At 59.3% G+C, this 23,755-nt stretch carries 18 protein-coding genes and 1 pseudogene; 10 read left to right on the forward strand and 9 right to left on the reverse strand.

What is annotated here, in order from left to right:
- Positions 1–5 precede the first annotated feature (5 nt).
- From AC07V4_RS21815 to AC07V4_RS21825, 3 genes are all read left to right on the forward strand, one after another.
- Positions 6–1,859 (forward strand): Lnb N-terminal periplasmic domain-containing protein, encoded by a 1,854-nt coding sequence (locus tag AC07V4_RS21815; protein WP_492638186.1) that lies wholly within the window; start codon positions 6–8, stop codon positions 1,857–1,859.
- Positions 1,860–2,036: 177 nt separating this feature from the next.
- Complete coding sequence (locus AC07V4_RS21820) at positions 2,037–2,393, forward strand: hypothetical protein (RefSeq protein ID WP_431749929.1); 357 nt, start codon at positions 2,037–2,039, stop codon at positions 2,391–2,393.
- A gap of 70 nt (positions 2,394–2,463) precedes the next feature.
- On the forward strand, positions 2,464–2,961 hold the full coding sequence (locus AC07V4_RS21825; RefSeq protein WP_492638187.1) for a GreA/GreB family elongation factor: 498 nt from the start codon (positions 2,464–2,466) through the stop codon (positions 2,959–2,961).
- Here the strand turns inward: AC07V4_RS21825 and gdhA are convergent.
- Together gdhA and ettA are read right to left on the reverse strand one after the other, a co-directional pair.
- Entirely contained in the window at positions 2,958–4,295 is a 1,338-nt protein-coding gene (gene gdhA / locus AC07V4_RS21830; protein WP_492638188.1) for an NADP-specific glutamate dehydrogenase, read from the reverse strand. The two genes, AC07V4_RS21825 and gdhA, sit on opposite strands and share 4 nt — an antisense overlap.
- A 348-nt stretch (positions 4,296–4,643) precedes the next feature.
- A complete protein-coding gene (gene ettA / locus AC07V4_RS21835; RefSeq protein ID WP_123715805.1) occupies positions 4,644–6,308 on the reverse strand; it encodes an energy-dependent translational throttle protein EttA in 1,665 nt (554 codons plus the stop codon).
- Positions 6,309–6,592: 284 nt separating this feature from the next.
- Between ettA and AC07V4_RS21840 the strand changes: the two genes are divergently transcribed.
- The 3 genes and pseudogenes from AC07V4_RS21840 to AC07V4_RS21850 form a co-directional block, all read left to right on the forward strand.
- Entirely contained in the window at positions 6,593–10,444 is a 3,852-nt protein-coding gene (locus tag AC07V4_RS21840; RefSeq protein WP_492638189.1) for a sensor domain-containing protein, read from the forward strand.
- 231 nt (positions 10,445–10,675) lie between these two features.
- Positions 10,676–11,929 (forward strand): serine hydroxymethyltransferase, encoded by a 1,254-nt coding sequence (gene glyA, locus AC07V4_RS21845; RefSeq protein ID WP_017737423.1) that lies wholly within the window; start codon positions 10,676–10,678, stop codon positions 11,927–11,929.
- Positions 11,930–12,011: 82 nt separating this feature from the next.
- Positions 12,012–12,104: pseudogene (locus tag AC07V4_RS21850) on the forward strand (metal ABC transporter ATP-binding protein); the annotation flags it as partial.
- A 19-nt stretch (positions 12,105–12,123) separates the two neighbouring features.
- Here the strand turns inward: AC07V4_RS21850 and yjiA are convergent.
- From yjiA to AC07V4_RS21865, 3 genes are all read right to left on the reverse strand, one after another.
- Positions 12,124–13,083 (reverse strand): GTPase, encoded by a 960-nt coding sequence (yjiA, locus tag AC07V4_RS21855; RefSeq protein WP_492638190.1) that lies wholly within the window; start codon positions 13,081–13,083, stop codon positions 12,124–12,126.
- A gap of 180 nt (positions 13,084–13,263) precedes the next feature.
- A complete protein-coding gene (locus tag AC07V4_RS21860; RefSeq protein WP_003194308.1) occupies positions 13,264–13,461 on the reverse strand; it encodes a YbdD/YjiX family protein in 198 nt (65 codons plus the stop codon).
- Between the two features lie 15 nt (positions 13,462–13,476).
- Positions 13,477–15,543: a carbon starvation CstA family protein gene (locus AC07V4_RS21865; RefSeq protein ID WP_431751006.1), complete on the reverse strand. Its 2,067-nt coding sequence runs from the start codon at positions 15,541–15,543 to the stop codon at positions 13,477–13,479.
- Positions 15,544–15,717: 174 nt separating this feature from the next.
- On the opposite strand from AC07V4_RS21865, the gene AC07V4_RS21870 reads away from it, so the two are divergent.
- The gene (locus AC07V4_RS21870) at positions 15,718–16,086 is read left to right on the forward strand and encodes a PilZ domain-containing protein (RefSeq protein ID WP_492638191.1); all 369 of its coding nucleotides are present in this window, start codon (positions 15,718–15,720) and stop codon (positions 16,084–16,086) included.
- Between the two features lie 127 nt (positions 16,087–16,213).
- On the opposite strand, the gene radA is transcribed toward AC07V4_RS21870, so the two are convergent.
- From radA to katB, 3 genes are read right to left on the reverse strand one after another with little or no spacing between them, the layout of a single operon-like run.
- Entirely contained in the window at positions 16,214–17,581 is a 1,368-nt protein-coding gene (radA, locus tag AC07V4_RS21875) for a DNA repair protein RadA (RefSeq protein ID WP_431751004.1), read from the reverse strand.
- 35 nt (positions 17,582–17,616) lie between these two features.
- Positions 17,617–18,156, reverse strand: a complete 540-nt coding sequence (locus AC07V4_RS21880; protein ID WP_492638192.1) for an ankyrin repeat domain-containing protein — start codon at positions 18,154–18,156, stop codon at positions 17,617–17,619.
- Between the two features lie 59 nt (positions 18,157–18,215).
- A complete protein-coding gene (katB, locus tag AC07V4_RS21885; protein WP_492638193.1) occupies positions 18,216–19,757 on the reverse strand; it encodes a catalase KatB in 1,542 nt (513 codons plus the stop codon).
- A gap of 287 nt (positions 19,758–20,044) precedes the next feature.
- On the opposite strand from katB, the gene mscL reads away from it, so the two are divergent.
- Positions 20,045–20,461: a large-conductance mechanosensitive channel protein MscL gene (gene mscL, locus AC07V4_RS21890; protein ID WP_431749069.1), complete on the forward strand. Its 417-nt coding sequence runs from the start codon at positions 20,045–20,047 to the stop codon at positions 20,459–20,461.
- A 39-nt stretch (positions 20,462–20,500) separates the two neighbouring features.
- On the opposite strand, the gene AC07V4_RS21895 is transcribed toward mscL, so the two are convergent.
- A complete protein-coding gene (locus AC07V4_RS21895; RefSeq protein WP_492638194.1) occupies positions 20,501–21,277 on the reverse strand; it encodes a ferredoxin--NADP reductase in 777 nt (258 codons plus the stop codon).
- A gap of 453 nt (positions 21,278–21,730) precedes the next feature.
- Between AC07V4_RS21895 and AC07V4_RS21900 the strand changes: the two genes are divergently transcribed.
- Both AC07V4_RS21900 and AC07V4_RS21905 read left to right on the forward strand, forming a co-directional pair.
- Positions 21,731–22,444, forward strand: coding sequence for a helix-turn-helix transcriptional regulator (locus AC07V4_RS21900; protein ID WP_492638195.1), 714 nt, complete (start codon positions 21,731–21,733; stop codon positions 22,442–22,444).
- A gap of 144 nt (positions 22,445–22,588) precedes the next feature.
- Entirely contained in the window at positions 22,589–23,713 is a 1,125-nt protein-coding gene (locus AC07V4_RS21905) for a methyltransferase (protein WP_492638196.1), read from the forward strand.
- Positions 23,714–23,755 lie beyond the last annotated feature (42 nt).

Genomic DNA, 23,755 nt, shown 5'->3' on the forward strand with positions numbered 1-23,755 from the left:
CCCCTATGCTCAAACGCTTTGCCTGGTTGGCACTCTTCGCTTGCGCCCCGCTGTACGCGGCCCCGCCTATTGATGATCAACGTTTGCAGCAACTGGCCAATGATCCGTTCTGGCTGTCCTTGGGCCATTACGAAGCCGGCAAAATCAGTGGCTGGCGCAGTTATGTCAGCGACAAGAAATTCTTCCTCGCAACCGATGGCGCCCACCACCCGGATGCCGAACTCAAGGCCACCGTTGAAGCGCTGTATGCTCCGGCAAGCCAAGGTGAAAAACACGCCCAATGCGTGTACCCCGCACGGACCCGCTGGCTCAAGGATCAGTTGCACCTGACCGACCTGCCCGTTGTGGACTGCACCGAATTCAAGCAATGGTTCAAGGACGTCGCGCCCCACAGCGCGGTGATGATCTTCCCAGCGGCCTACCTCAACAGTCCGTCGTCGATGTTTGGCCACACCCTGCTGCGCATCGATCAGGCCGACGTCCAGAGCGACAACACCGCCCTGCTCAGCTACGCAATCAACTTCGGCGCCTACATCGAAGGTTCGGACAACAGCATTCTCTACGCCTGGAAGGGCTTGATGGGCGGTTATCCCGGCCTGTTCGCCCTGGTGCCCTATCAGGAAAAACTCTCGGAATACCGCAACCTTGAGAACCGCGATCTGTGGGAATACAGGCTGAACCTGACCCAGGTCGAGACCGAACGCATGGTCGAGCATGTGTGGGAACTCAAGCAGATCCAGTTCGACTACTTCTTCTTCGACGAAAACTGCTCGTACCGCCTGCTGGAACTGCTGCAAGTGGCTCGCCCCGGCTTGCGCCTCACCGAACAATTCCCGTTGACCGCCATTCCCACCGACACAGTCAAGGCGGTAAAAGATGCCGGTCTGGTAGAGAAGATCGACTACCGCCCATCCCGCGAGCGCGAATTGCTGGAACGCGCCAAGCCACTGGATAGCGATGAACAGCAGTGGGTGCTGAAGATCAGCGATGACCAGAAGCAATTGCAGGAGCCGGCCTTCAAAAACCTGCCCCGCGAGCGTCAGGCCCTGATCATCGACGCCGCCTACCGGCTCGGTCGCTACCGCGCCAATGGCCTGGAGCGCGACAGCGAACGCTCCCAACGCAGCTTCGAACTGCTGCGCGCCATCAACCAGAACCCCGCGCCCGACCTCAAGATCGAACGCCCCGGCCTGCCCGAGAACGGCCACGAGTCACGCACCTGGCAAGCCGGCATTGGCACACGCGGCAGCAAGACCTTCGGCGAGTACGGCCTGCGCATGGCCTACCACGACCTCAACGACAACGCCGAAGGCTTCCCCCTCGGCGCACAGATCGAAATCCTGCAAATGAAACTGCGCCAGTACGAAGGCAACCACTGGCAATTGCAGCAACTGGACCTGGCCACCATCCGCTCCCTGACCCCGCGCAACGCCTTGCTGCAACCCTGGTCCTGGCAAGTCACCGGTGGCCTGGAACGCGTGCCGGGCAAACACGACGACCAAACCCTGGTCGCCCACGTCAACGGTGGTGCCGGCGGCACCTGGCAACTGACCGACGACATGCTCGGCTTTGCCCTCGGCACCGTGCGCGTGGAACACAACAACGACTTCAGCGAAGCCATCTCCCCGGCTGCCGGGTTCAATACAGGCGTGTTGTGGAAAAATCCGCTGGGCAACCTGAGCCTGGAAGCCAAGGGGGATTTCTTCACCAATGGCGAAGTACGGCGCAGTATCAGCCTGAACCAGCAGTGGGAATTATCGCGTAACCTGGGGCTGCGCTTGAGTGCCCAGCGCGAGTACAGCCACCTGTCGACGCCGATGAATGAAGTGATGCTCGAAGTGAAGTGGTATCACTACTGACCAAAGACTGGCGAAGATCAAAAATGTGGGAGGGGGCTTGCCCCCTCCCACATTAGGTCCGCCTCTATTCAGCTCCACCTCAGAGCCCAACAACTCTCTCACCTCCCTTTCACACCGCCCCAACAAATCCCCTTCTAGACTTCCCCTATCAGCCGTGAAACGGCCAGGGAGCAAGCAATGTGGCGGTATGCGGTAATGCTGTGTGCGGTAGTGTGGCTGTCGGGTTGCCAGTCGACCCATCAGGAGTTGCTGGCCAAAGGTTATCCTCCGGCGTTTGCCGATGGCTTTGATGACGGTTGCAGCAGCGGTCGCCAGGCTGCAGGGGTGATTACTGGAGAGTTTCGCAAAAATGTACCGCGCTATCTGAAAGACCGTGAATATGCCGAAGGCTGGGAAGACGGTTTTCGCCAGTGCAAGGCCATGCGTGAGAACGAAGAACTGCGCGACTACAAGGACAATCACTGGGATGACCGTGAGCGTGCCTGGCAACAGGAAAAAGATCGCGACGCCGCCAGGGCCTATCGGTCGCAATAGGTCGTTCTCAGACATCCGTCGAAACTAAAGCGCGGCGAACATGGCCCAAGCGCTATAGAGGGAGAACGTCATGAGCCGAGCTTTTGTGAATGAAGACAGCGCCGCTGCCCAGGCCGATCAGCCGGTGGAGCGTCAGGTCAGCGGGCAACCCAACCGTCTCACCGCCCAGGGGCTGGCGCAGTTGCAGGCCAAAGTTGCGCAGTTGCAACACGAGCACAGCCTCGAATCAGCCAAAGGCGAGCAGGCCGATAAACAGCGCCAGGCCGACCTTGAACGGGATTTGCGCTATTTCAACCACCGCGTCCAAAGCGCTCAAGTCGTGGCGCCCGCTCTGTCCACCGACAAGGTGAAGATCGGCAGCTGGGTGACTTTCGCCAATGAGCTGGACGAGCAGCAGCGTATTCAACTGGTTGGGGAAGACCAAGCAGATGCCCATGCCAACCTCATCAACTGGGGCTCGCCCCTGGGCCGAGCGCTGCTGGGCGCCCAAGTGGGTGACGAGGTGCTGTGGAAGCGCCCCGTCGGCGATCAGTTGATCGAAGTGCTGCGCATCGAGCCCGAGGCTTAGACGATGCCTTGGGCGAGCATCGCGTCGGCGACCTTGACGAAGCCTGCGATGTTCGCGCCCTTCACGTAGTTGATCCGGCCGTTTTCTTCGCCGTAATGCACGCAAGCGTAATGGATCGACTGCATGATGTTGTGCAGCTTGCTGTCTACCTCACCGGCCGTCCACAGCAGGCGCATGGCGTTCTGCGACATCTCCAGACCACTCACGGCGACACCACCGGCGTTGGACGCTTTGCCCGGCGCGAACAGGATGCCGGCCTCGATAAAGATATCCACAGCTTCAAGGGTGGTCGGCATGTTGGCGCCTTCAGCCACACAGATGCAACCGTTGCGCAGCAGGGTCCGGGCGGCCTCGGCGTCGAGCTCGTTCTGGGTCGCGCATGGCAGGGCGATGTCGCAAGCCAGCTCCCATGGAGTTTTGCCTTTACGGAACTCCAGGCCGAAACGCTCGGCCAGCTCGCTGATGCGACCGCGCTGCACGTTCTTCAGCTCCAGCAGGGCGGACCATTGCTCTTCGGTCAAACCACTTTCGGCGTACAGGGTGCCTTCGGAGTCGGACAGGGAAATCACCTTGCCGCCCAGGTCCATCACCTTGCGTGCGGCGTACTGCGCGACGTTACCTGAACCCGAGACTGCCACGCGCTTGCCTTCAACCTGCTGCCCCTTGCGCTTGAGCATCTCTTCGGCGAAGTACACGCAACCAAACCCCGTGGCCTCCGGGCGGATCAGGCTGCCGCCATAAGTCATACCCTTGCCGGTCAGCACCGAGGTGAACTGGTTGCTCAGGCGTTTGTATTGGCCGAACAGGAAGCCGATTTCCCGGGCCCCCACGCCAATATCGCCCGCCGGTACGTCCACATCTGCGCCGATGTGACGGTACAACTCGCTCATGAACGCCTGACAGAAGCGCATGACTTCGGCATCGCTCTTGCCCTTGGGGTCGAAGTCCGAGCCACCTTTGCCGCCGCCCATGGGCAGCGAGGTCAGGGAGTTCTTGAAGGTCTGCTCGAAGGCGAGGAACTTCAGTACACCCAGGTTCACCGACGGATGGAAACGCAGGCCGCCCTTGTACGGACCGATGGCGCTGTTCATCTGGATACGGAAACCGCGATTGACCTGGACCTTGCCGTGATCATCCACCCACGACACCCGGAAGGTAATCGCACGCTCCGGCTCGCAGATGCGCTCCAGGATGCCCGAGGTCAGGTAATGGGGATTGGCTTCGAGAAACGGCCACAGGCTGCGTAGGACTTCTTCTACGGCCTGATGGAATTCTGGCTGGTCTGGGTCACGTTTCTTGAGGCGAGCGAGGAAGGATTCGACGGATTCGATCATGAAAAATCTCGGAAAATTGATTGTTTTTAAAAGAGATTGAGCCGGACCTTAACAATTCATTTCGCACCTGAAAAGCGCAAAGTGTCGCGTTTGTGAATTTAAATGGTGCACTTGATATAAATAATCCACCTTTTCTGCACCCAAACAGGGATTTCAATCCAAGCTATGCACCAATAGGTAAACCGCTATCGCAGGCAAGCCAGCTCCCACATTTGACAGCGTACATTCGGCGCGACGCGGTCGAATGTGGGAGCGAGCTTGCTCGCGAATGAATCCACCTCGGTCGCCCTGAAAAAACGCAAAAAAAAAACGGAGCCCGAAGGCTCCGCTTTGTTCAAACCAGCCCGATCAGGCCAGTTTTTTGTGCCGTACACGGTGCGGCTGGGCAGCAGCTTCGCCCAAACGCTTTTTACGGTCCGCTTCGTACTCGGTGTAGTTACCTTCGAAGAACACCGCTTGGGAGTCGTCTTCGTACGCCAGGATGTGGGTCGCGACGCGGTCAAGGAACCACCGATCGTGAGAGATCACAATGGCGGCGCCCGGGAAGTCCAGCAGGGCTTCCTCTAGGGAGCGTAGGGTTTCAACGTCGAGGTCGTTGGACGGTTCGTCGAGCAGCAACACGTTGCCGCCCTCTTTCAAGGTCAGGGCCAAGTGCAAGCGACCGCGCTCACCACCGGACAGGTCCTTGACGAACTTCTGCTGGTCGCCACCCTTGAAGTTGAAGCGGCCCACGTAAGTGCGCGACGGGATTTCATAGTTGCCGATGCGGATCTGGTCGGAACCGTCGGAAATCTGCTGGAACACGGTCTTGCTGCCGTCGAGGTCGTCACGGCTCTGATCCACACAGGCCAACTGCACGGTTTCGCCGATCTCGATGCTGCCGGAGTCCGGGGTTTCCTTGCCCATCAGCATGCGGAACAGCGTGGATTTACCCGCGCCGTTACCACCGATAACGCCGACGATCGCACCTTTTGGCATAGAGAACGACAGGTTGTCGATCAACACGCGGTCGCCATAGCCTTTGGTAACGTTCTTGAATTCGATGACCTTGTCACCCAGGCGCGGGCCGGCGGGGATGTAGATCTCGTTGGTTTCGCTGCGCTTCTGGAATTCCTGCGACTGCATTTCTTCAAAGCGTTGCAAACGTGCCTTGGATTTGGACTGGCGGGCCTTGGCGCCTTTGCGCACCCACTCCAGTTCTTCCTTCATGGCTTTTTCGTGGGCCGATTGCTGCTTGGATTCGGCGGCCAGACGGTCGGACTTGGCTTCGAGCCAACCGGAGTAGTTGCCCTCGTAAGGAATACCGGCGCCGCGGTCGAGTTCGAGGATCCAGCCGGCTACGTTGTCCAGGAAGTACCGGTCGTGCGTGATCGCAACCACGGTGCCTGGGAAGTCGTGCAGGAAGTGCTCCAGCCAGGCGACGGAATCGGCGTCCAAGTGGTTGGTTGGCTCGTCGAGCAGCAACATGTCAGGGGCCGACAGCAGCAGGCGGCACAAGGCCACGCGGCGCTTCTCACCACCGGACAGGTGCTCGACCTTGGCGTCCCACGCCGGCAGGCGCAGTGCATCGGCGGCGACTTCCAGCTGGCGCTCCAGGTTGTGACCGTCGCCGGCCTGCAGGATGGCTTCCAGCTTGGCCTGTTCGGCGGCGAGCTTGTCGAAGTCGGCATCCGGCTCGGCGTAGGCGGCGTAGACCTCGTCCAGGCGGGCCTGGGCGTCCTTGATCACGCTGACGGCCTCTTCGACCACTTCACGCACGGTCTTGGCTGGGTCCAGTTGCGGTTCTTGTGGCAGGTAGCCGATGTTCAGTTCCGGCATCGGGCGGGCTTCGCCTTCGAACTCGGTGTCGACGCCAGCCATGATTTTCAGCAGCGTGGATTTACCCGAGCCGTTGAGGCCGAGCACGCCGATCTTGGCGCCAGGGAAGAAAGACAGCGAAATGTTTTTCAGGATTTCCCGCTTCGGCGGAACAACTTTTCCCAGCCGATGCATGGTGAAGACGTATTGAGCCATGGTGAACCTAGCGTCAGTGACTGATGGATTAAGCGGGCGAAGCCCGTGCAGGCCATGCGCCGCGCGGGCCGTTGACGGAAATCAATGCCTGCGTGCGGAAAAAGCCTGAATGTCTGGGGCTGGAACGCCCCCGCGTAACCGGCAAAGCTACCTCAATGCGCTTGGGCAGTCCAGCCAGGCGGGACTGGCACTTTGCCACAACTCAAGGCATGCTAGCCGCCCTTCGGGCGTCCGGCTTATAGTGCACGTCGCGCGCCAGTCCAGCCAAACCGCAGGATCACAGCTTGTCCAAAGTCACGCCGCCAACTCCCTTGCGCGCCGCTCATATTGCGCCGGGAGCGCCCCTGCACGGCACCCTCAAAGGCGCGTTGGCGACGCTTGTCCTCATGCTGCTTGCCTTATTGTTCTGGCAATTGCTGGACCAACTGCAGCAAAACCAGAAAAACCAGCAGCAATACACCATCGACTACAGCGCGGACCTGGCTGAACAGATCAGCCTGAACATGGCCCTGAGCGCAAAAATCGCCCTGAACCTGCTACCGATGGTCGAGCCGCCGCGCAACGACGAACAGCAGCAAACCTTGATACGCACCTTGCAACGCTCGTTGCCGGAACTGCGCAGTGTCGCCCTGCTCGCCCCCAGCGGCGCAATGATCAGTGACAGTGCTAAAGACAGCCAGGACCGCGCGTGGCTTGAAGAGCTGGTGCAACGCAGCCACTCGCAACCTTATTACCTGAGCAATAGCCCCGACGGCACGCTGATCTATCTGTTGCTGCAACAACCCAGCGGCGGCTCGAAAATGTACTGGGCCCTGCGCCTGGCCCCCAGCTACCTGAGCAACCTCACCCCTCAAGACGGCCAGGGCCAGCGCCCGATGTGGGCGATCGAGAACCGTGTGAACCACCGCGTGGTCAGCCGCGACAGTGGCATGTCGGCTCAATGGTCTGCGGCGCTGACCCCGGACGAGCTGAATAAAAGCGTACTGGTCACGCCCTTGAGCAAAAGCGACTGGCAATTGCGCGGGCTCTTCGACCGTAGCGCCGTGCTGGAGCAACTGCTGCCGGCGTTTATCGGTAAATGCCTGCTGGGCCTGGCCTTTTCGCTGATCCCGGTGATCGTGCTACTGAACATGCGCCGCCGCCAACGCCAGGTCCATGAAGGCCGGCGCCGTTATCAGGACATATTCGAAGGCACCGGCGTGGCCCTGTGCGTGCTCGACTTGTCGGGCCTCAAAGCGTTCTTCGCCAAGACCCGGATGCAGACCCGCGAACAGCTGCATGCCTGGCTGAACGACAACCCCGCCGAGCGCCAGCAACTGTTCAAGGAGCTGCGTGTCACCGAGGTCAACCAAGTGGCGGTGCGGTTGTTGAACGTCGGTTCTTGCGAGGAAGCCTGGGAACGCCTGATCGACGATTGCCCACGTAATGTCACGTCCATCGCTTGCCAGGTACTGGAAGCCGTGTTGACCCAGCAAAAACAGCTGGAGATGGAAATCCGCCTCAACGATGTGGCCGGCAACGAACAATACCTGTGGCTGGTCATGCGCCTGCCGGAGCAACAGGACGACTTCAAGGCGGTGATCCTCAGCACCAGCGATATCACCAGCCGCAAGCTGATCGAGCTATCGCTGGTGGAGCGCGAAAGCTTCTGGTCGGACGTGGTGCGCACCGTGCCCGACCACCTGTATGTGCAGGACGTCATCAGCCAGCGCATGATTTTCAGCAACCACCACCTGGGCCACACCCTTGGCTATAACAGGGTCGAACTGCAGCAAATGGGCGAGTACTTCTGGGAGATCCTGCTGCACCCCGAAGATGCCGAGTACTACCACGACCTGCGCCAGCAACAACGCCAAGCGGGCTACTCGACCCAACTGCAATGCCAACTGCGCTTTCGTCATCGCAACAACCAGTGGCGACGCTTCGATATCCGCGAGCAAGCCCTGGCCCGCGACAAGAGTGCGGTGGTCACCCGGATCATCGGCGTAGCCAAGGACATCACCGACCAGATCGAAGCCAGCGAATCCCTGCGCGACAGCGAGCAGCGCTACCGCATGCTGGCCGAAAGCATCAGCGACGTGATCTGCTCCACCGACAGCCGATTGGCCCTCAATTACATCAGCCCGTCGGTCAACGCCGTGCTCGGGTACGACGTGGACTGGGTGTTCAAGAACGGCTGGCAGTCGATCATCGCCAACCCGCAGCAATTGACCGGCATTTATACCCTCATGGAGCAAGTCAGCCGCGCATTGGGCGATGTTGACGCGCTGAACACCCTGCGCGATGAGGTGCAGACCCAGCTGTTCCTGTTCGACTGCCTGCGCGCCGATGGTCGCAAGGTGCCGATCGAGTTGCGCCTGGTGCTGGTGTGGGATGAACACGGCACGTTCGAAGGCATCCTCGGCGTCGGCCGCGATATCAGCCAGCAACGCCGCGCCGAGAAAGACCTGCGCATGGCGGCCACGGTATTCGAACACTCAACGTCGGCGATCCTGATCACCGACCCGGCCGGTTACATTGTGCAGGCCAACGAGGCGTTCAGCCGGGTCAGCGGGTATGCCGTGGCGGACGTGCTCGACCAGTTGCCAAACATGCTCACCGTCGATGAACAACAGGAAGCCCATCTGCGCTACGTGCTCAAGCAGTTGCACCAGCACAGCACCTGGGAAGGCGAAGTGTGGCTCAAGCGTCGCAATGGCGAGCATTACCCGGCCTGGGTCGGCATTACCGCCGTGTTCGACGATGAAGGCGACTTGGCCAGCTACGTGTGTTTCTTCAGTGATATCAGTGAGCGCAAGGCCAGCGAACAGCGCATCCACCGCCTGGCGTATTACGACGCCCTGACCCACCTGCCCAACCGCACGCTGTTCCAGGACCGTCTGCACACCGCGCTACAGTCGGCCGAGCGGCAGAAGTCTTGGGTGGTGCTGATGTTCCTCGACCTCGACCGTTTCAAACCGATCAACGACTCCCTGGGCCACGCCGCCGGCGATCGCATGCTCAAGGAAATGGCCACACGCTTGTTAGGCTGCGTGGCTGAGGACGACACCGTAGCGCGCATGGGCGGCGACGAGTTCACCTTGCTCCTGCAACCCCGGGTCAACCGTGACATGGCGCTGAACCGTGCAATCACGGTAGCCGAGCAGATTCTTGCCAGCCTGGTGCGACCGTTTGTGCTGGAAGGCCGCGAGTTCTTCGTGACCGCCAGTATCGGCATCGCCTTGAGCCCGCAGGACGGCAACGAGCTCAGTCAGTTGATGAAAAACGCCGACACCGCGATGTATCACGCCAAGGAGCGCGGCAAGAACAACTTCCAGTTCTACCAAGCCGACATGAACGCCAGCGCCCTGGAACGCCTGGAGCTGGAAAGCGACCTGCGCCACGCCCTGGACCAGAACGAATTCGTGCTTTATTACCAACCGCAATTCAGCGGCGACGGCAAGCGCCTGACCGGCGCCGAGGCCTTGCTGCGCTGGCGCCATCCACGCCGCGGGCTGGTGCCACCGGGCGACTTCATCCCCGTACTGGAAGAATTGGGGCTGGTGGTGGATGTGGGTGACTGGGTGCTCAGTGAAGCCTGTCGCCAACTCAAGACCTGGCACCAGAACAAGGTGCGGGTACCGAAGGTCTCGGTCAACATCTCGGCGCGACAGTTCTCGGATGGTCAGCTGGGCGAACGCATCGCCACCATCCTCAAGGATACCGGCCTGCCGCCGGCGTGCCTGGAACTGGAGTTGACCGAGAGCATCCTGATGCGTGAGGTCAACGAGGCCATGCAGATCCTCGCCAGCCTGAAAAACCTGGGCCTGAGCATTGCGGTAGACGACTTCGGCACCGGCTATTCATCGCTGAACTACCTCAAGCAATTCCCCATCGACGTACTGAAGATCGACCGCACCTTCGTCGACGGGCTGCCATCGGGCGAGCAGGACGCCCAGATCGCCCGCGCCATTATCGCCATGGCCCACAGCCTGAACCTGGCGGTGATCGCCGAAGGCGTGGAAACCCATGAGCAACTGGACTTCCTGCGTGAGCATGGCTGCGATGAAGTACAGGGTTACCTGTTCGGGCGGCCGATGCCGGCGAACCGGTTCGAGGCGCAGTTCAGCAACGATGCCCTCTTCATGTTCGACTGAGATATTGCAGTGGGGCGGATGGCCTCATCGCGGGCAAGCCCGGCTCCCACATTTTGATGTGTGAACCCATTCAAGTGTGGGAGCTGGCTTGCCTGCGATGAGGCCAGTACAGGCACCACTCATCCCTAAGTGAATCCCGCTTGTCCGCGACATGATGTCCTTTCATATGCCATCTAAAACCCATTGGGTTAGAATGCCCTCCTTTTCTGCCCCCGATCCTTGAGGACCGCCATGTTCAGCCGTGATTTGACTATTGCCAAGTACGACGCCGATCTCTTCGCCGCCATGGAGCAAGAAGCCGTGCGCCAGGAAGAGCACATTGAGCTGATCGCTTCGGAAAACTACACCAGCCCTGCGGTAATGGAGGCTCAAGGTTCGGTTCTGACCAACAAGTACGCCGAAGGCTACCCAGGCAAGCGCTACTACGGTGGTTGCGAGTACGTCGACGTGGTTGAACAACTGGCCATCGACCGCGCCAAGGAACTGTTCGGCGCCGATTACGCCAACGTCCAGCCGCACGCCGGCTCCCAAGCCAACAGCGCCGTGTACCTGGCCCTGCTGCAAGGCGGCGACACCATCCTGGGCATGAGCCTGGCCCATGGCGGTCACCTGACCCACGGCGCCAGCGTTTCTTCCTCCGGCAAGCTGTACAACGCCGTTCAATACGGTATCGATGCCAACGGCCTGATCGACTACGACGAAGTCGAGCGCCTGGCGGTTGAACACAAGCCAAAAATGATCGTGGCCGGTTTCTCTGCCTACTCGCAGATCCTGGACTTCCCACGCTTCCGCGCGATCGCCGACAAGGTTGGCGCTTACTTGTTCGTCGACATGGCTCACGTAGCCGGTCTGGTCGCCGCTGGCGTCTACCCGAACCCGGTGCCTTACGCTGACGTCGTGACCACCACCACCCACAAGACCCTGCGTGGTCCACGTGGTGGCCTGATCCTGGCTCGCGCCAACGCCGACATCGAGAAGAAGCTGAACTCTGCGGTATTCCCAGGCGCCCAAGGCGGCCCGCTGGAGCACGTGATCGCCGCTAAAGCGATCTGCTTCAAGGAAGCCCTGCAGCCTGAGTTCAAGACCTACCAGCAACAGGTGGTCAAGAACGCCCAGACCATGGCCAGCGTGTTCATCGAGCGCGGCTTTGACGTAGTGTCTGGCGGTACTGAAAACCATCTGTTTCTGCTGTCGCTGATCAAGCAGGACATTTCCGGTAAAGATGCTGACGCTGCCCTGGGCAAAGCCTTCATCACCGTGAACAAAAACTCCGTACCGAACGACCCACGTTCGCCGTTCGTCACTTCCGGCCTGCGCTTCGGCACCCCAGCGGTGACCACTCGTGGTTTCAAGGAAGCAGAGTGCAAGGAACTGGCCGGCTGGATCTGCGACATCCTGGCTGACCTGAACAACGAAGCCGTGATCGACGCGGTCCGTGAGAAGGTCAAGGCCATCTGCAAGAAGCTGCCGGTATACGGCGCTTGATAGCAGTTGCTTGAACGAAAAGCCCGGCTCTTGAGCCGGGCTTTTTTATGCCTGAAACGCTGCTTTCTTAACCTGAAATGCAATCAAAGTGGGAGCGGGCTTGCTCGCGAAAGCGCTAGATCAGCCAGCATATGCGCTGAATGACACACCGCATTCGCGAGCAAGCCCGCTCCCACACTGACTGCATTTTCAAGTCAAGATTGGTATACGCAGGCAAAGCCATCGCGAATCTTCTGCTCCGGCAGTTCATCGGCAATAAACACAATCACACTCTCCCGCACCTCGCCCTCGGCCCACTCGGTATCCCAATCGAACCCGTACAACTTCAGCACGCCCTGAAACACCATGCGTCGGCCTTCACCGGCAATGTTCAGCACACCTTTGTAGCGCAGCAACTGCTTGCCGTGATCTTCCAGCAATTCGTTCATGAACTCGCTGAGGCGATCGATATCCAGAGGCTGTTCGGTGCGCAGCACCAAGCTTGAGATGCGGTCGATGGACGGCGCGGTGCTGACCGGGCGCAGTGTCATGCCGGCGTTGAGGTTGAAACCGCGCACATCGAGCAGTTCGGCCAGGTCAATGTTGCCGTGGTCAACCACACGAATCGGCGCTCGGCGGTTGATGCGGGTCAGGCGCTCGCTGAGCGCATCGAAGGTGGCGTCGTCCACCAGGTCGCGCTTGCTCACCAGCAAGCGGTCGGCGAAACCGATCTGTGCCTGGGCGATGGTCTGGGTCAAGTGATGTTCGGCGTGGGCCGCGTCCACCAGGGTGATGATGCCGTCGAGGATGTAACGCTCGCGCAGTTCTTCATCGATGAAGAAGGTTTGGGCCACCGGCGCCGGGTCGGCCAGCCCGGTGCATTCGATCACCAGGCGATCAAAGGCGATCTCGCCGCTGTCCAGGCGTTCGAGCAGCAGGTACAGGGCCTTGGTCAGGTCGGTGTGGATGGTGCAGCACACGCAGCCGTTGGACAGAGTCATGACTTGCACCGGTTCATCGCCCAACAACTGGGTATCGATGCCGGCGTCGCTGAATTCGTTTTCGATCACGGCGATTTTCAAGCCGTGCTCGGCCTTGAGCAGATGGCGCAGCAAGGTGGTCTTGCCGGCGCCGAGGAAGCCGCTGAGGACCGTTACCGGGATGGGAGAGGACAAAAAATTCTCCTTTTTTGACGAAAGAAAATGAAGGAACACAAAGCAAATGTGGGAGCTGGATTGCCTGCGATGCAGACAACTCGGTTTTTCAGTCAGACCGAGGTGATGCTATCGCAGGCAAGCCAGCTCCCACATAAAGCCGTGTTCCCACAAGGGCATGCGCTAGCTCGAACTACCGGGCTAGCAGCACTTAGGCCCACCCTTGCCGCCGTAACGGGCTTCCTGGCGTTCTCGGAAGAACGCCTTGTAGTCCATCACCGGTTTGTCCGGGTGTTTGGTTTGCATATGCTCGACGTAGGTGTCGTAGTCGGGCATGCCGACCATCAGGCGTGCAGCCTGACCGAGGTATTTACCGAGGCGACTGATGTCATTGAACATGGTTGCAACCCTCGATTACGCGTCCGGTACTGCCTGGAATGGGGCTTCTTTATCCGTACGCTCTTTGTTGCCCCAGGCGGCGACGCCGACCTTGAGCGCATAGAACAAGATGCTGAACACCACGAACAGGAACAGCGCCGTCAGCGTTGCGTTGGTATAGGCGTTGTAGATCACGTGCTGCATCTGGTCGATGCTCTTGGCCGGGGCCAGGATCTGGCCGTTGGCCAGGGCATCGCTGTACTTCTTGGCCAGCGACAGGAAGCCAATCGCCGGGTTGGCGTCGAACAGCTTGATGAAGCCTGCGGTGGTGGTGCAGATCAGCAACCACACTGCCGGCAGCAGGGTGACCCAAATGTAGCGTTGGCGTTTCATTTTGATCAGCACAACGGTGCCGAGCATCAGCGCGATACCGGCGAGCATCTGGTTGGAGATACCGAACAGCGGCCACAAGGTGTTGATGCCGCCCAGAGGGTCAATCACGCCTTGGTACAGCAGGTAACCCCACATCGCCACGCAACCTGCAGTCGCGATCAAGTTGGCTGTCCAGGACTCGGTGCGCTTGAGCGCGGGTACGAAGGAGCCCAGCAGGTCCTGCAGCATGAAGCGACCGGCACGGGTGCCTGCGTCGACGGCTGTGAGGATGAACAGCGCTTCGAACAGGATCGCAAAGTGGTACCAGAACGCCATGGTGTTTTCACCCGGCAGTACGCTGTGCAGGATCTGCGCGATACCCACCGCCAGGGTCGGCGCACCACCGGCACGCGCCAGGATAGTGGTCTCACCGATGTCGTGGGCCACGGCTTGCAGCGCCTCAGGCGTAATCGCAAAGCCCCAACTGCTGACGGTTTGCGCCACGGCCATCACATCGCCGCCGACCACGGCAGCCGGGCTGTTCATGGCGAAGTACACGCCCGGCTCGATCACCGACGCAGCAACCATGGCCATGATGGCCACGAACGACTCCATCAACATGCCGCCGTAACCGATGTAGCGGGCGTTGGTCTCGTTATCCAGCAGCTTGGGCGTGGTGCCCGAGGAAATCAGTGCGTGGAAACCCGATACCGCGCCACAGGCGATGGTGATGAACAGGAACGGGAACAGGCCACCCTTCCATACCGGGCCGGTGCCGTCGATGAATTGGGTCAGGGCCGGCATTTTCAGCTCTGGCATGGTGACCAAGATGCCAATCGCCAGGGCGATGATGGTGCCGATTTTCAGGAAGGTCGACAGGTAGTCACGCGGTGCGAGGATCAGCCACACCGGCAATACCGCAGCCACGAAACCGTAGCCGATCAGCATCCAGGTAATTTGAATGCCGGTGAAAGTGAAGGCTTTGGCCCAGACCGGGTCAGCGGCGATCTGCCCACCCAGCCAGATCGAACCCAACAACAAGAACACGCCAATGATCGAGATTTCACCGATGCGGCCCGGGCGGATGTAGCGCATGTACACGCCCATGAACATCGCGATCGGGATAGTCGCCATCACGGTGAAGATGCCCCATGGGCTTTCCGCCAGGGCCTTGACCACGATCAGCGCCAGCACCGCGAGGATGATGATCATGATCAGGAAGCAACCGAACAGCGCGATGGTCCCCGGGATGCGGCCCATTTCTTCGCGGACCATATCCCCCAGGGAACGGCCGTTGCGACGCGTGGAGAGGAACAGGACCATGAAGTCCTGCACCGCGCCCGCCAGCACCACGCCGGCAATCAGCCAGAGCGTGCCGGGCAGGTAGCCCATTTGCGCCGCAAGTACCGGGCCGACCAAGGGGCCTGCACCGGCAATCGCCGCAAAGTGGTGACCGAAAAGGATGTGTTTATTGGTCGGCACGTAGTCCAGACCATCATTGTTGATCACTGCGGGGGTGGCCCGCCGTGGGTCGAGTTGCATCACGTTATTCGCGATGAACAAGCTGTAGTAGCGGTATGCAACCAGGTAGATGGCCACAGCAGCGACCACAATCCACAAGGCGTTGATCGCCTCGCCGCGGCGCAAGGCCACTACGCCAAGGGCGCACGCTCCTACAATTGCCAGCACCAGCCAGGGCAGGTGGCGTAGCAGGCTATTATTATTTTTCATTTTTATATTCCAGCCAGGGTGGACAGAAAGGACAGCCGTTCCGAGTTTAGCGCTGTTGGCTTCAAAGACCACCCCCCTACGTTGGTCTAGAGCCTTCTGTTGGCAAAAAAAGAAGAAATAAAGGCCCAAAGATGGCCCAGCGCTACAATCCCCTTATCCACAGAGGGCTTCACGATGACCGAACAACCGTCTGACCGCCGCCGTTTTCGCCGGATTGCCTTTGATGCCAAGACCGAACTGCGGCAAAACGGCAGGGAATGGCCGGCACAATTGGTGGATCTGTCGCTAAAAGGGTTGTTGGTGCAACGCCCCGAGGATTGGAAGGGGAATAAAGCCCTACCCTTTGACGTCGACATCCGCCTGGACCCCAAGGCCCATATCAAGATGCAGGTGCGACTGACCCACGAGGATCATGGCCAGTTGGGGTTCGTGTGCCAACACATTGACTTGGATTCGATCAGTCATTTGCGGCGGCTGATCGAGTTGAACCTGGGTGACGAGGATGAACTGCACCGCGAGTTGGCGGCCTTGCTAGAAATCTAACAGCCAACACAAATCAACTGTGGGAGGGGGCTTGCCCCGATGGCGGTGGGTCAGCCCTACATGTGCTGACTGACACTCAGCTATCGGGGGCAAGCCCCCTCCCACATTGACCTTGCAGTGTTGCTGATTACTCGAACAGGGCATCCAACGCCTGTTCCAGGCGTGTCACCGCAATGATCTGAATCCCCGGCGGCGACTCCTTCGGCGCATTGCCCTTGGGCACGATGGCACGTTTGAAGCCGTGCTTGGCCGCCTCTTTCAGGCGTTCCTGACCACTCGGCACTGGGCGCACCTCACCTGACAGACCGACCTCCCCGAACACCAGCAGGTCATGAGGCAACGGCCGGTTACGCAGACTGGACATCACCGCCGCCATCAAGGCCAGGTCGGAAGCGGTTTCCAGCACCTTGACCCCGCCGACCACGTTGAGGAACACGTCCTGGTCATGGGTAGGAATACCGCCGTGTCGGTGCAATACCGCCAGCAACATCGCCAGGCGGTTCTGATCCAGGCCGAGCGTGACCCGGCGCGGGTTGGCCAAGTGGCTGTCATCCACCAGCGCCTGGACTTCCACCAGCATCGGGCGCGTACCTTCCCACGTTGCCATCACCACGCTGCCAGGGACTTCTTCCTGGGCACGCGTCAGAAAAATTGCCGACGGATTGGAGACTTCTTTCAATCCCCTGTCGGTCATGGCGAACACACCCAGTTCGTTGACCGCACCGAAGCGGTTCTTCACCGCCCGCAGCAAACGCAGGCGGCCATCGGATTCGCCTTCGAAATACAGCACGGTGTCGACCATATGCTCAAGCACCCGTGGCCCTGCCAACGCCCCTTCCTTGGTCACATGACCAACCAGGAAGATCGCCGTGCCACTCTGTTTGGCATAACGCACCAGCAGCGCCGCACTCTCACGCACCTGGGACACACCACCCGGCGCCGATTGCAGTTGCTCGGTGAAAATGGTCTGGATCGAGTCAATCACCATGACCTTGGGCTTTTCGATACGGGCCGTGGCGATGATGCTTTCGATGCAAGTTTCGGTCATCACCCGCAGTTGGTCCTGGGGCAAACCGAGGCGCCGGGCACGCATGGCCACTTGCTGTTGGGACTCTTCACCGGTGACATACAACGCGGGCATGCGGCTGGCGATGCTGCACAGGGTTTGCAGCAGGATAGTCGACTTGCCGATACCCGGATCACCGCCGATCAACACCACCGAGCCGTCCACCAGGCCGCCGCCGAGCACGCGGTCGAGCTCACCGGACGCCGTGGAAAAACGCGGGATTTCTTCAACGCTGACTTCGGCCAGGGTCTTGATCTGCGCCTGTTGCCCGGTCCAGCCGGCGCGGCCGGTCGGGGCCGCCGCACCGCCGCTTTCGATCATGGTTTCAGTCAGGGTGTTCCATGCACCGCACTCGCTGCACTGGCCGGCCCACTTGGGAAAGGTCGCGCCGCACTCTGTGCAGCCGTACATGCGCTTGGCCTTTGCCATTTGAGAACCTCCAACTGAAAAACCGCGATGATAGCTCAGCGTGGCGCCGGGGTCCGGATTTCACCGCTGGCCAAGCGTGAGGCACTGTTGCCGATCGGGTCTTCGGCGTTGAGGTCGGCGCCTTTGGCCTTCAACTCGTCCAGTAGCTCGATACGTTTGAACAGCCCGGCGTACATGGCAGCCGTCTGCCCGGCGCCATTGCGTTGATCGGGGTTGCAGTCGGTGGACAGCAGGCGCTGGGCGATCTTCAACTCACCTTTGAAGATCGCGCCCATCAGGGCGGTGTTGCCACGCTTGTCCTGCACACAGGCGTCGGCGCCGGCGTTGAGCAAACGCTCCACGAAAGGCCCCTGGCCGTGGTATGCGGCAAGGATTAACGCGGTGTAGCCCTTGTCGTCCTGGGTATTGAGGCTGTAGCCGGACTCGATAAAGGTGTTGAGCATGTCGACGTCACCACGGCGGGCGGCATCGAAATAGTAATCCTGCAGCTGTGCTTTGAGCGCGGCCGGCTCGGGGGACTCGGCATGGGCAACAAAGGCCAGCATGGCCATCAGTAAACCGATTGAAATACGCATGGAAACTCTCCTGCCAAAGGTCGACGCCCTTTCAGGGGCGCCGACCACAACCAACGGGGTCAGTCAGTCAGCTTTTCCGCCAGCGCCTTCACGCGAGCCAGGTCGCCCTTGGCCACCTTGGCAACACCGGTGCCGTACTCAGGATCGGCCTTATAGAGGAACGACAGGATGATGTGCTTGCTCTCATCATCCGTGGTCGCCAGGGAACCACCGAAGTTATCGATCAGGTCCTGACGCGCCTTCTTGTTGTAGGACCGGTACAAGTCACCAGCCTGCTTGAAGTTCTGCTCACGCTGAATCTTTGCCTGCTGGGTGCTGCCCGACAGGGCCGACTGGCTGTAGCGCGCCGCTTGCGGCTCTTCCCGTGACATCAGGCGGCTCGGCTGGTAGTTCACGCCAGTGGTGGTCTTGCCGAAATTCATCGCGCCGTCCTGGTTACCGTTGTTGACGGTCACCCGTGGGGCATTGATCGGCAGTTGCAGCGCGTTGGCGCCCAGGCGATACATCTGCGTGTCGGCGTAGGAGAACACCCGGCCTTGCAGCAGGCGATCCTCAGACGGCTCGATGCCCGGCACCAGGTTGGCCGGGGCCATGGCGACTTGCTCGGTTTCCTGGAAGACGTTGGCCGGGTTGCGGTTCAACACCATCTGGCCGACTTTGCGTTCAGGCACATTCGGCCAGATCTTAGTGGCATCCAGCGGATCGAAATCAAACTTGGCCAAATCTTCTGGCTTGAGCACTTGCACATACAAATCCCACTTAGGGAAATCGCCCTTATTAATATGGGTGACCAAATCATTGGTCATATGACTGTAATCACGGCCCTGCACTTCAGTCACTTGCTTGGGATCGAGATTCTTGATGCCTTGCAGGCTCTTCCAGTGGAACTTGACGTAGTGCACTTCACCCTTGGCGTTAATCAACTTGTAGGCATGTACACCATTGCCGTCCATTTCCCGATAACTGGCCGGAGTTCCTGAGTCGGAGTACAACTCGGTCAGCGTACGGGTGGCCTCTGGAACATGGGAGAAGAAGTCGAAACGGCGCGAGTCGTCGTCCAAGTTAGTGCGCGGGTCCGGTTTAAACGCGTGGACCATGTCAGGGAACTTGATGGCATCGCGAATAAAGAATGTCGGGAAATTATTACCGACCAAGTCCCAGTTACCTTCAGCGGTATAGAACTTGGTGGCGAAGCCGCGTGGGTCACGCAGGGTTTCCGGGGAGTGGTTGCCGTGCACTACCGCCGAGAACCGTACAAACACGGGGGTGGCTTCGCCGGCAGCGAACACCTTGGCCTTGGTCAGGTCGCTGAGGTTATCGGTGACGGTGAAGGTGCCATGGGCGCCGGTGCCACGGGCGTGTACTACACGCTCCGGAATGCGTTCGCGGTCGAAGCGTTGCAGTTTCTGAATCAACTGCACGTCTTGCAGCAGTACCGGACCGTTGGCCCCGGCGGTTTGTGAGTTCTGGTTGTCGCCGACGGCTGCACCGTTGTCCCGGGTCAGGTTGGCGGCTTGCACGGAGAGGGAAAGCAGGCTGGCGGTCGCCAATACCAGCACATGTCGCGCCAGTATCGGCCTACGGTTCATTGGACTCTTCATCGAGGTTTCCTCTGGTTTTTTTAGTGCACATTCAGTTGTGCACGTCAGAGGCTAGTGACCCGGGAGCCAGAAGATAAATAGAAAAACACCACAGGACCGATTAAGAAAAAAATGTGGTAAGTGGCTGAAGTGAGAGGTAAATCGCGCGCGATTGATGGCACTTTGAAAACTATTTGCGTTTTAATGTGTCGATAAAAATCGACAGTGTTAACAGTTGTGTCGCGCAAGCCTTCTACGACTGGCTTACACTGAGCTCCACCCTTCTCATCTGTAACAAGGAATAACCTATGGGCGTGATCAGTGAGTTCAAGGCCTTCGCGGTCAAAGGTAATGTGGTCGACATGGCCGTCGGTATCATCATCGGTGCTGCCTTCGGCAAAATTGTTTCCTCGTTTGTAGGGGACGTGGTGATGCCTCCCATCGGCCTGCTGATCGGTGGCGTCGACTTTGCGGACTTGGCGGTGACGCTCAAGGCAGCGCAAGGTGATGCTCCAGCGGTGGTAATGGCCTACGGCAAATTCATCCAGAGCATCATCGACTTCGTGATCATCGCGTTCGCGATCTTCATGGGCGTGAAGGCCATCAACCGCCTCAAGCGCGAGGAAGCCGTGGCTCCAACCGTACCACCGGCACCGACCAAAGAAGAAGAGTTGCTCACCGAGATCCGGGACTTGCTCAAGGCTCAGAACAACAAACCGCTTTAACCCGCGGAACAAAAAGGCGCCTTTCGAGGCGCCTTTTTTCTACCAGTAGTTTTCGACGGCCACTTGGCCCGGGCGACGGCTAAGGCTCAGATGCATCTCCCGCTGCTTGAGCAATTGCCGGGTGTCATCGACCATCTGCGGGTTGCCGCAAATCAACACACGGGAGTGTTCCGGGGTCAACTCGACACCGGCCGCACGCTCCAGCTCACCATTTTCGATCAGGGTAGTGATGCGCCCGTTCAGCGCCCCTGGGTGCTGTTCACGGGTAACGATGGGAAGGTAGGTGAGCTTGTGGGCGTGCTCGGCCAGGTATTCACGCTCGCCCAACTCATGGATCAGCGATTGGTAAGCCAATTCCTTGGCCTCCCGGGCGCTGTACACCAGCACGATACGCTCGAACTTCTCCCAGACCTCAAAATCCTGCAGGATCGACAGGAACGGCGCCACCCCGGTCCCGGTACCCAGCAACCACAGATCACGCCCGTCCACAAAGCGGTTCAGGGTCAGGAACCCCGTGGCCTGACGCTCGACCATCAGCGTATCCCCCACCTGCAGGCGGCTCAACTCACTGGTGAATTCGCCGCCCGGAACGACGATGGAGAAAAAATCGAGGTGCTCGTCAAAGGGCGAAGACACAATGGAATAGGCGCGCCATACGGTGCTGCCATCCGCCTTGGTCACCCCCAGGCGCACGAATTGGCCAGCAGTGAACCGAAAGCCTGGGTCACGGGTGGTACGCAGGGTAAACAGGCTGGGGGTCAGCGATTGCACGTCGAGCAAGGTCTGGCGGGTGAATTTCTCAGCACTGGCCGTCATGGGGAACTCCGTTTTGCACAGGCCCCTAGTGTCCCTCAAACCAGCGCGCGCAAACACCGCTGATTGGTAGTGGTATTTCGACAGGAGCAGGCGGCAGTGACCCGCAGTGAGAGAATGCGTTAAATCCTCAAAATACTGAGCGCATAGTAGCAAGCTAATTCTAACCAACCATTTGGCTATTAACCCACTTGCCACCCTTTGATAGATGGAACATCGCATCTAAGCGCTATCACTTTGGCACCACCCACAACCCCTTAAATTCAATCAAGAATTTATTACCCCCTCTAATCACCTATACAACATTGTAAAAATCGTACAGGTTATTTAGAGACTAAGCTCTAGTTACATATGACATTTTTTTCACGTTTGTAAGTAGGCGATGTCCTACACTGATTTTCGTGCCGCTGGGATGAGGACGTACCCACGCCACGCAAACCCCATGGAGATTTACAAATGGTGACCTGGCGCAATACTCGGCTCCCCAAACTGGAAGGTGAAAACGAGATCACTAGTGTGTTTGAGATGGTCCTAACTCAAACCTATGAACTTGGCTTCACATTCTGTTCCTTTACAATGAGTTCCCAACTGGCGGATAGCCAAACGAAACCCATCCAGATCGACAACTATTCGAACGAGTGGAACACGTTGTATCAACAGGCTCACTTCTTCGATGTAGATCCGGTTGTTACCCACTGTAAAAGCAGCGTACTCCCCATCGTATGGGAGGAAAAAACATTCATTTCAGCACCCGACTTATGGTCGTTGGCCCAATCGTTTGGTGTACATAGGGCATGGACGCAGCCCTTTCATGACGCCCAAGGGAAGTACAGCATGCTGACTCTGGCACGCAGTGACAGTGAAGTGAGCCCGGAAGAACTCTATGAAAAAGCCGGCCGAGTGTTATGGCTCTGCAATGTGCTGCACTCGGTGACTGCACCCAAATACGCCGCTGGGCCCAATGCGTCGCCATGCTGTAAATTGACAAAACGGGAAACGGAAATACTCAAATGGTCAGCCCTGGGCAAGACCGCCGGGGACATTGCTGTGATTCTTTGCCTATCAGAGCGCACCGTAGGCTTTCACATCAAAAGCACATTCAACAAATTGGGGGTCAACAACAAGATCGCCGCGGTACTCAGAGCCTACAAAGAGGGCTATCTTTTTTAGCTGGCACGGAAACACCGCATGTCATCAGGCTCAAAAAAAAGTAACATTTACGATCCCATTCTGAGTGTTGAGCTACGCCTTCAGGTGTCACCTCGCCGTTCACTCAGACGGTTCCGCCAATGATTACCCAGAGCCTCCCCCGCCATGCCCCTGCTCGACAGCCCCTTCGCCCAGCTCGATCTGATCCGCCAACCCGAGCAACATAACGATCCGCTGCAGGCCTTCGATGCTGCCGACGAGTACTTGCTCGGCTACCTGGCGCAGCAACAGCCGGCCGCTGCCACCCGCGTATTGGTGCTCAATGACAGCTTTGGTGCCCTGGCGGCCAGCCTTGAGGGGCGAGTACACCTCACCTCCAGCGGCGATTCGTTTCTCGCCGCCCTGGGGCTGGAAAAAAACCTAGTGCGCAACGGCAAGACGTTTGATGCGGTGCCGTTCATCCCGGCCAGCCAGGTACCCATGGGGCCGTTCGACCGAGTATTGATCCGTGTGCCGAAAACCCTGGCCTTGCTGGAGGAGCAACTGATCCGTCTGCAAGGCCAATTGGCGCCAGGCGCCGAGGTGATCGCCGGGGCGATGATCAAGCATTTGCCACGGGCGGCGGGTGAACTGCTGGAGCGCTACATCGGGCCGATGCACGCCTCGCTTGCGGTCAAAAAAGCCCGGCTGCTGATCGCGACCGTAGAGGATCGCCCAGCAGCAGCCTCACCCTACCCCACCCGTTACACCCTCGACACCCCGGCCATCGAGCTGCTCAACCACGCCAACGTGTTCTGCCGTGAGGGTCTGGATATTGGCACCCGCGCCTTCCTGCCCCACCTGCCGAAAAATCTGGGTAACGCTCGTGTGGCGGACTTGGGCTGCGGCAACGGCGTCTTGGCGATCGCCAGCGCGCTGCAAAACCCCGACGCGCAATACACCTTGGTAGACGAGTCCTACATGGCCGTGCAATCGGCCACCGAGAACTGGCAAACCGCGCTGGGTGATCGCCATGTTGTGGTGCGCGCCGGCGATGGCCTGGCCGGCCAGGAACCGCAATCGCTGGACGTGGTGCTGTGCAACCCACCCTTCCACCAGCAGCAGGTGGTCGGCGACTTCCTCGCTTGGCGCATGTTCCAGCAAGCACGGGAAAGCCTGGTGGTAGGCGGTGCCCTATACATCGTCGGTAACCGTCACTTGGGCTACCACACCAAGCTGGCCCGGTTGTTCCGGGGCGTCGAGCAAGTCGCCACCACGCCAAAATTCGTGATTCTCAAAGCGCGCAAATAAAAAACCCTGCCTTTCTCGCGAAAGGCAGGGCTGAAAAACCGG

The sequence above is a fragment of the Pseudomonas sp. GW821-FHT03A09 genome, assembly GCF_059421065.1.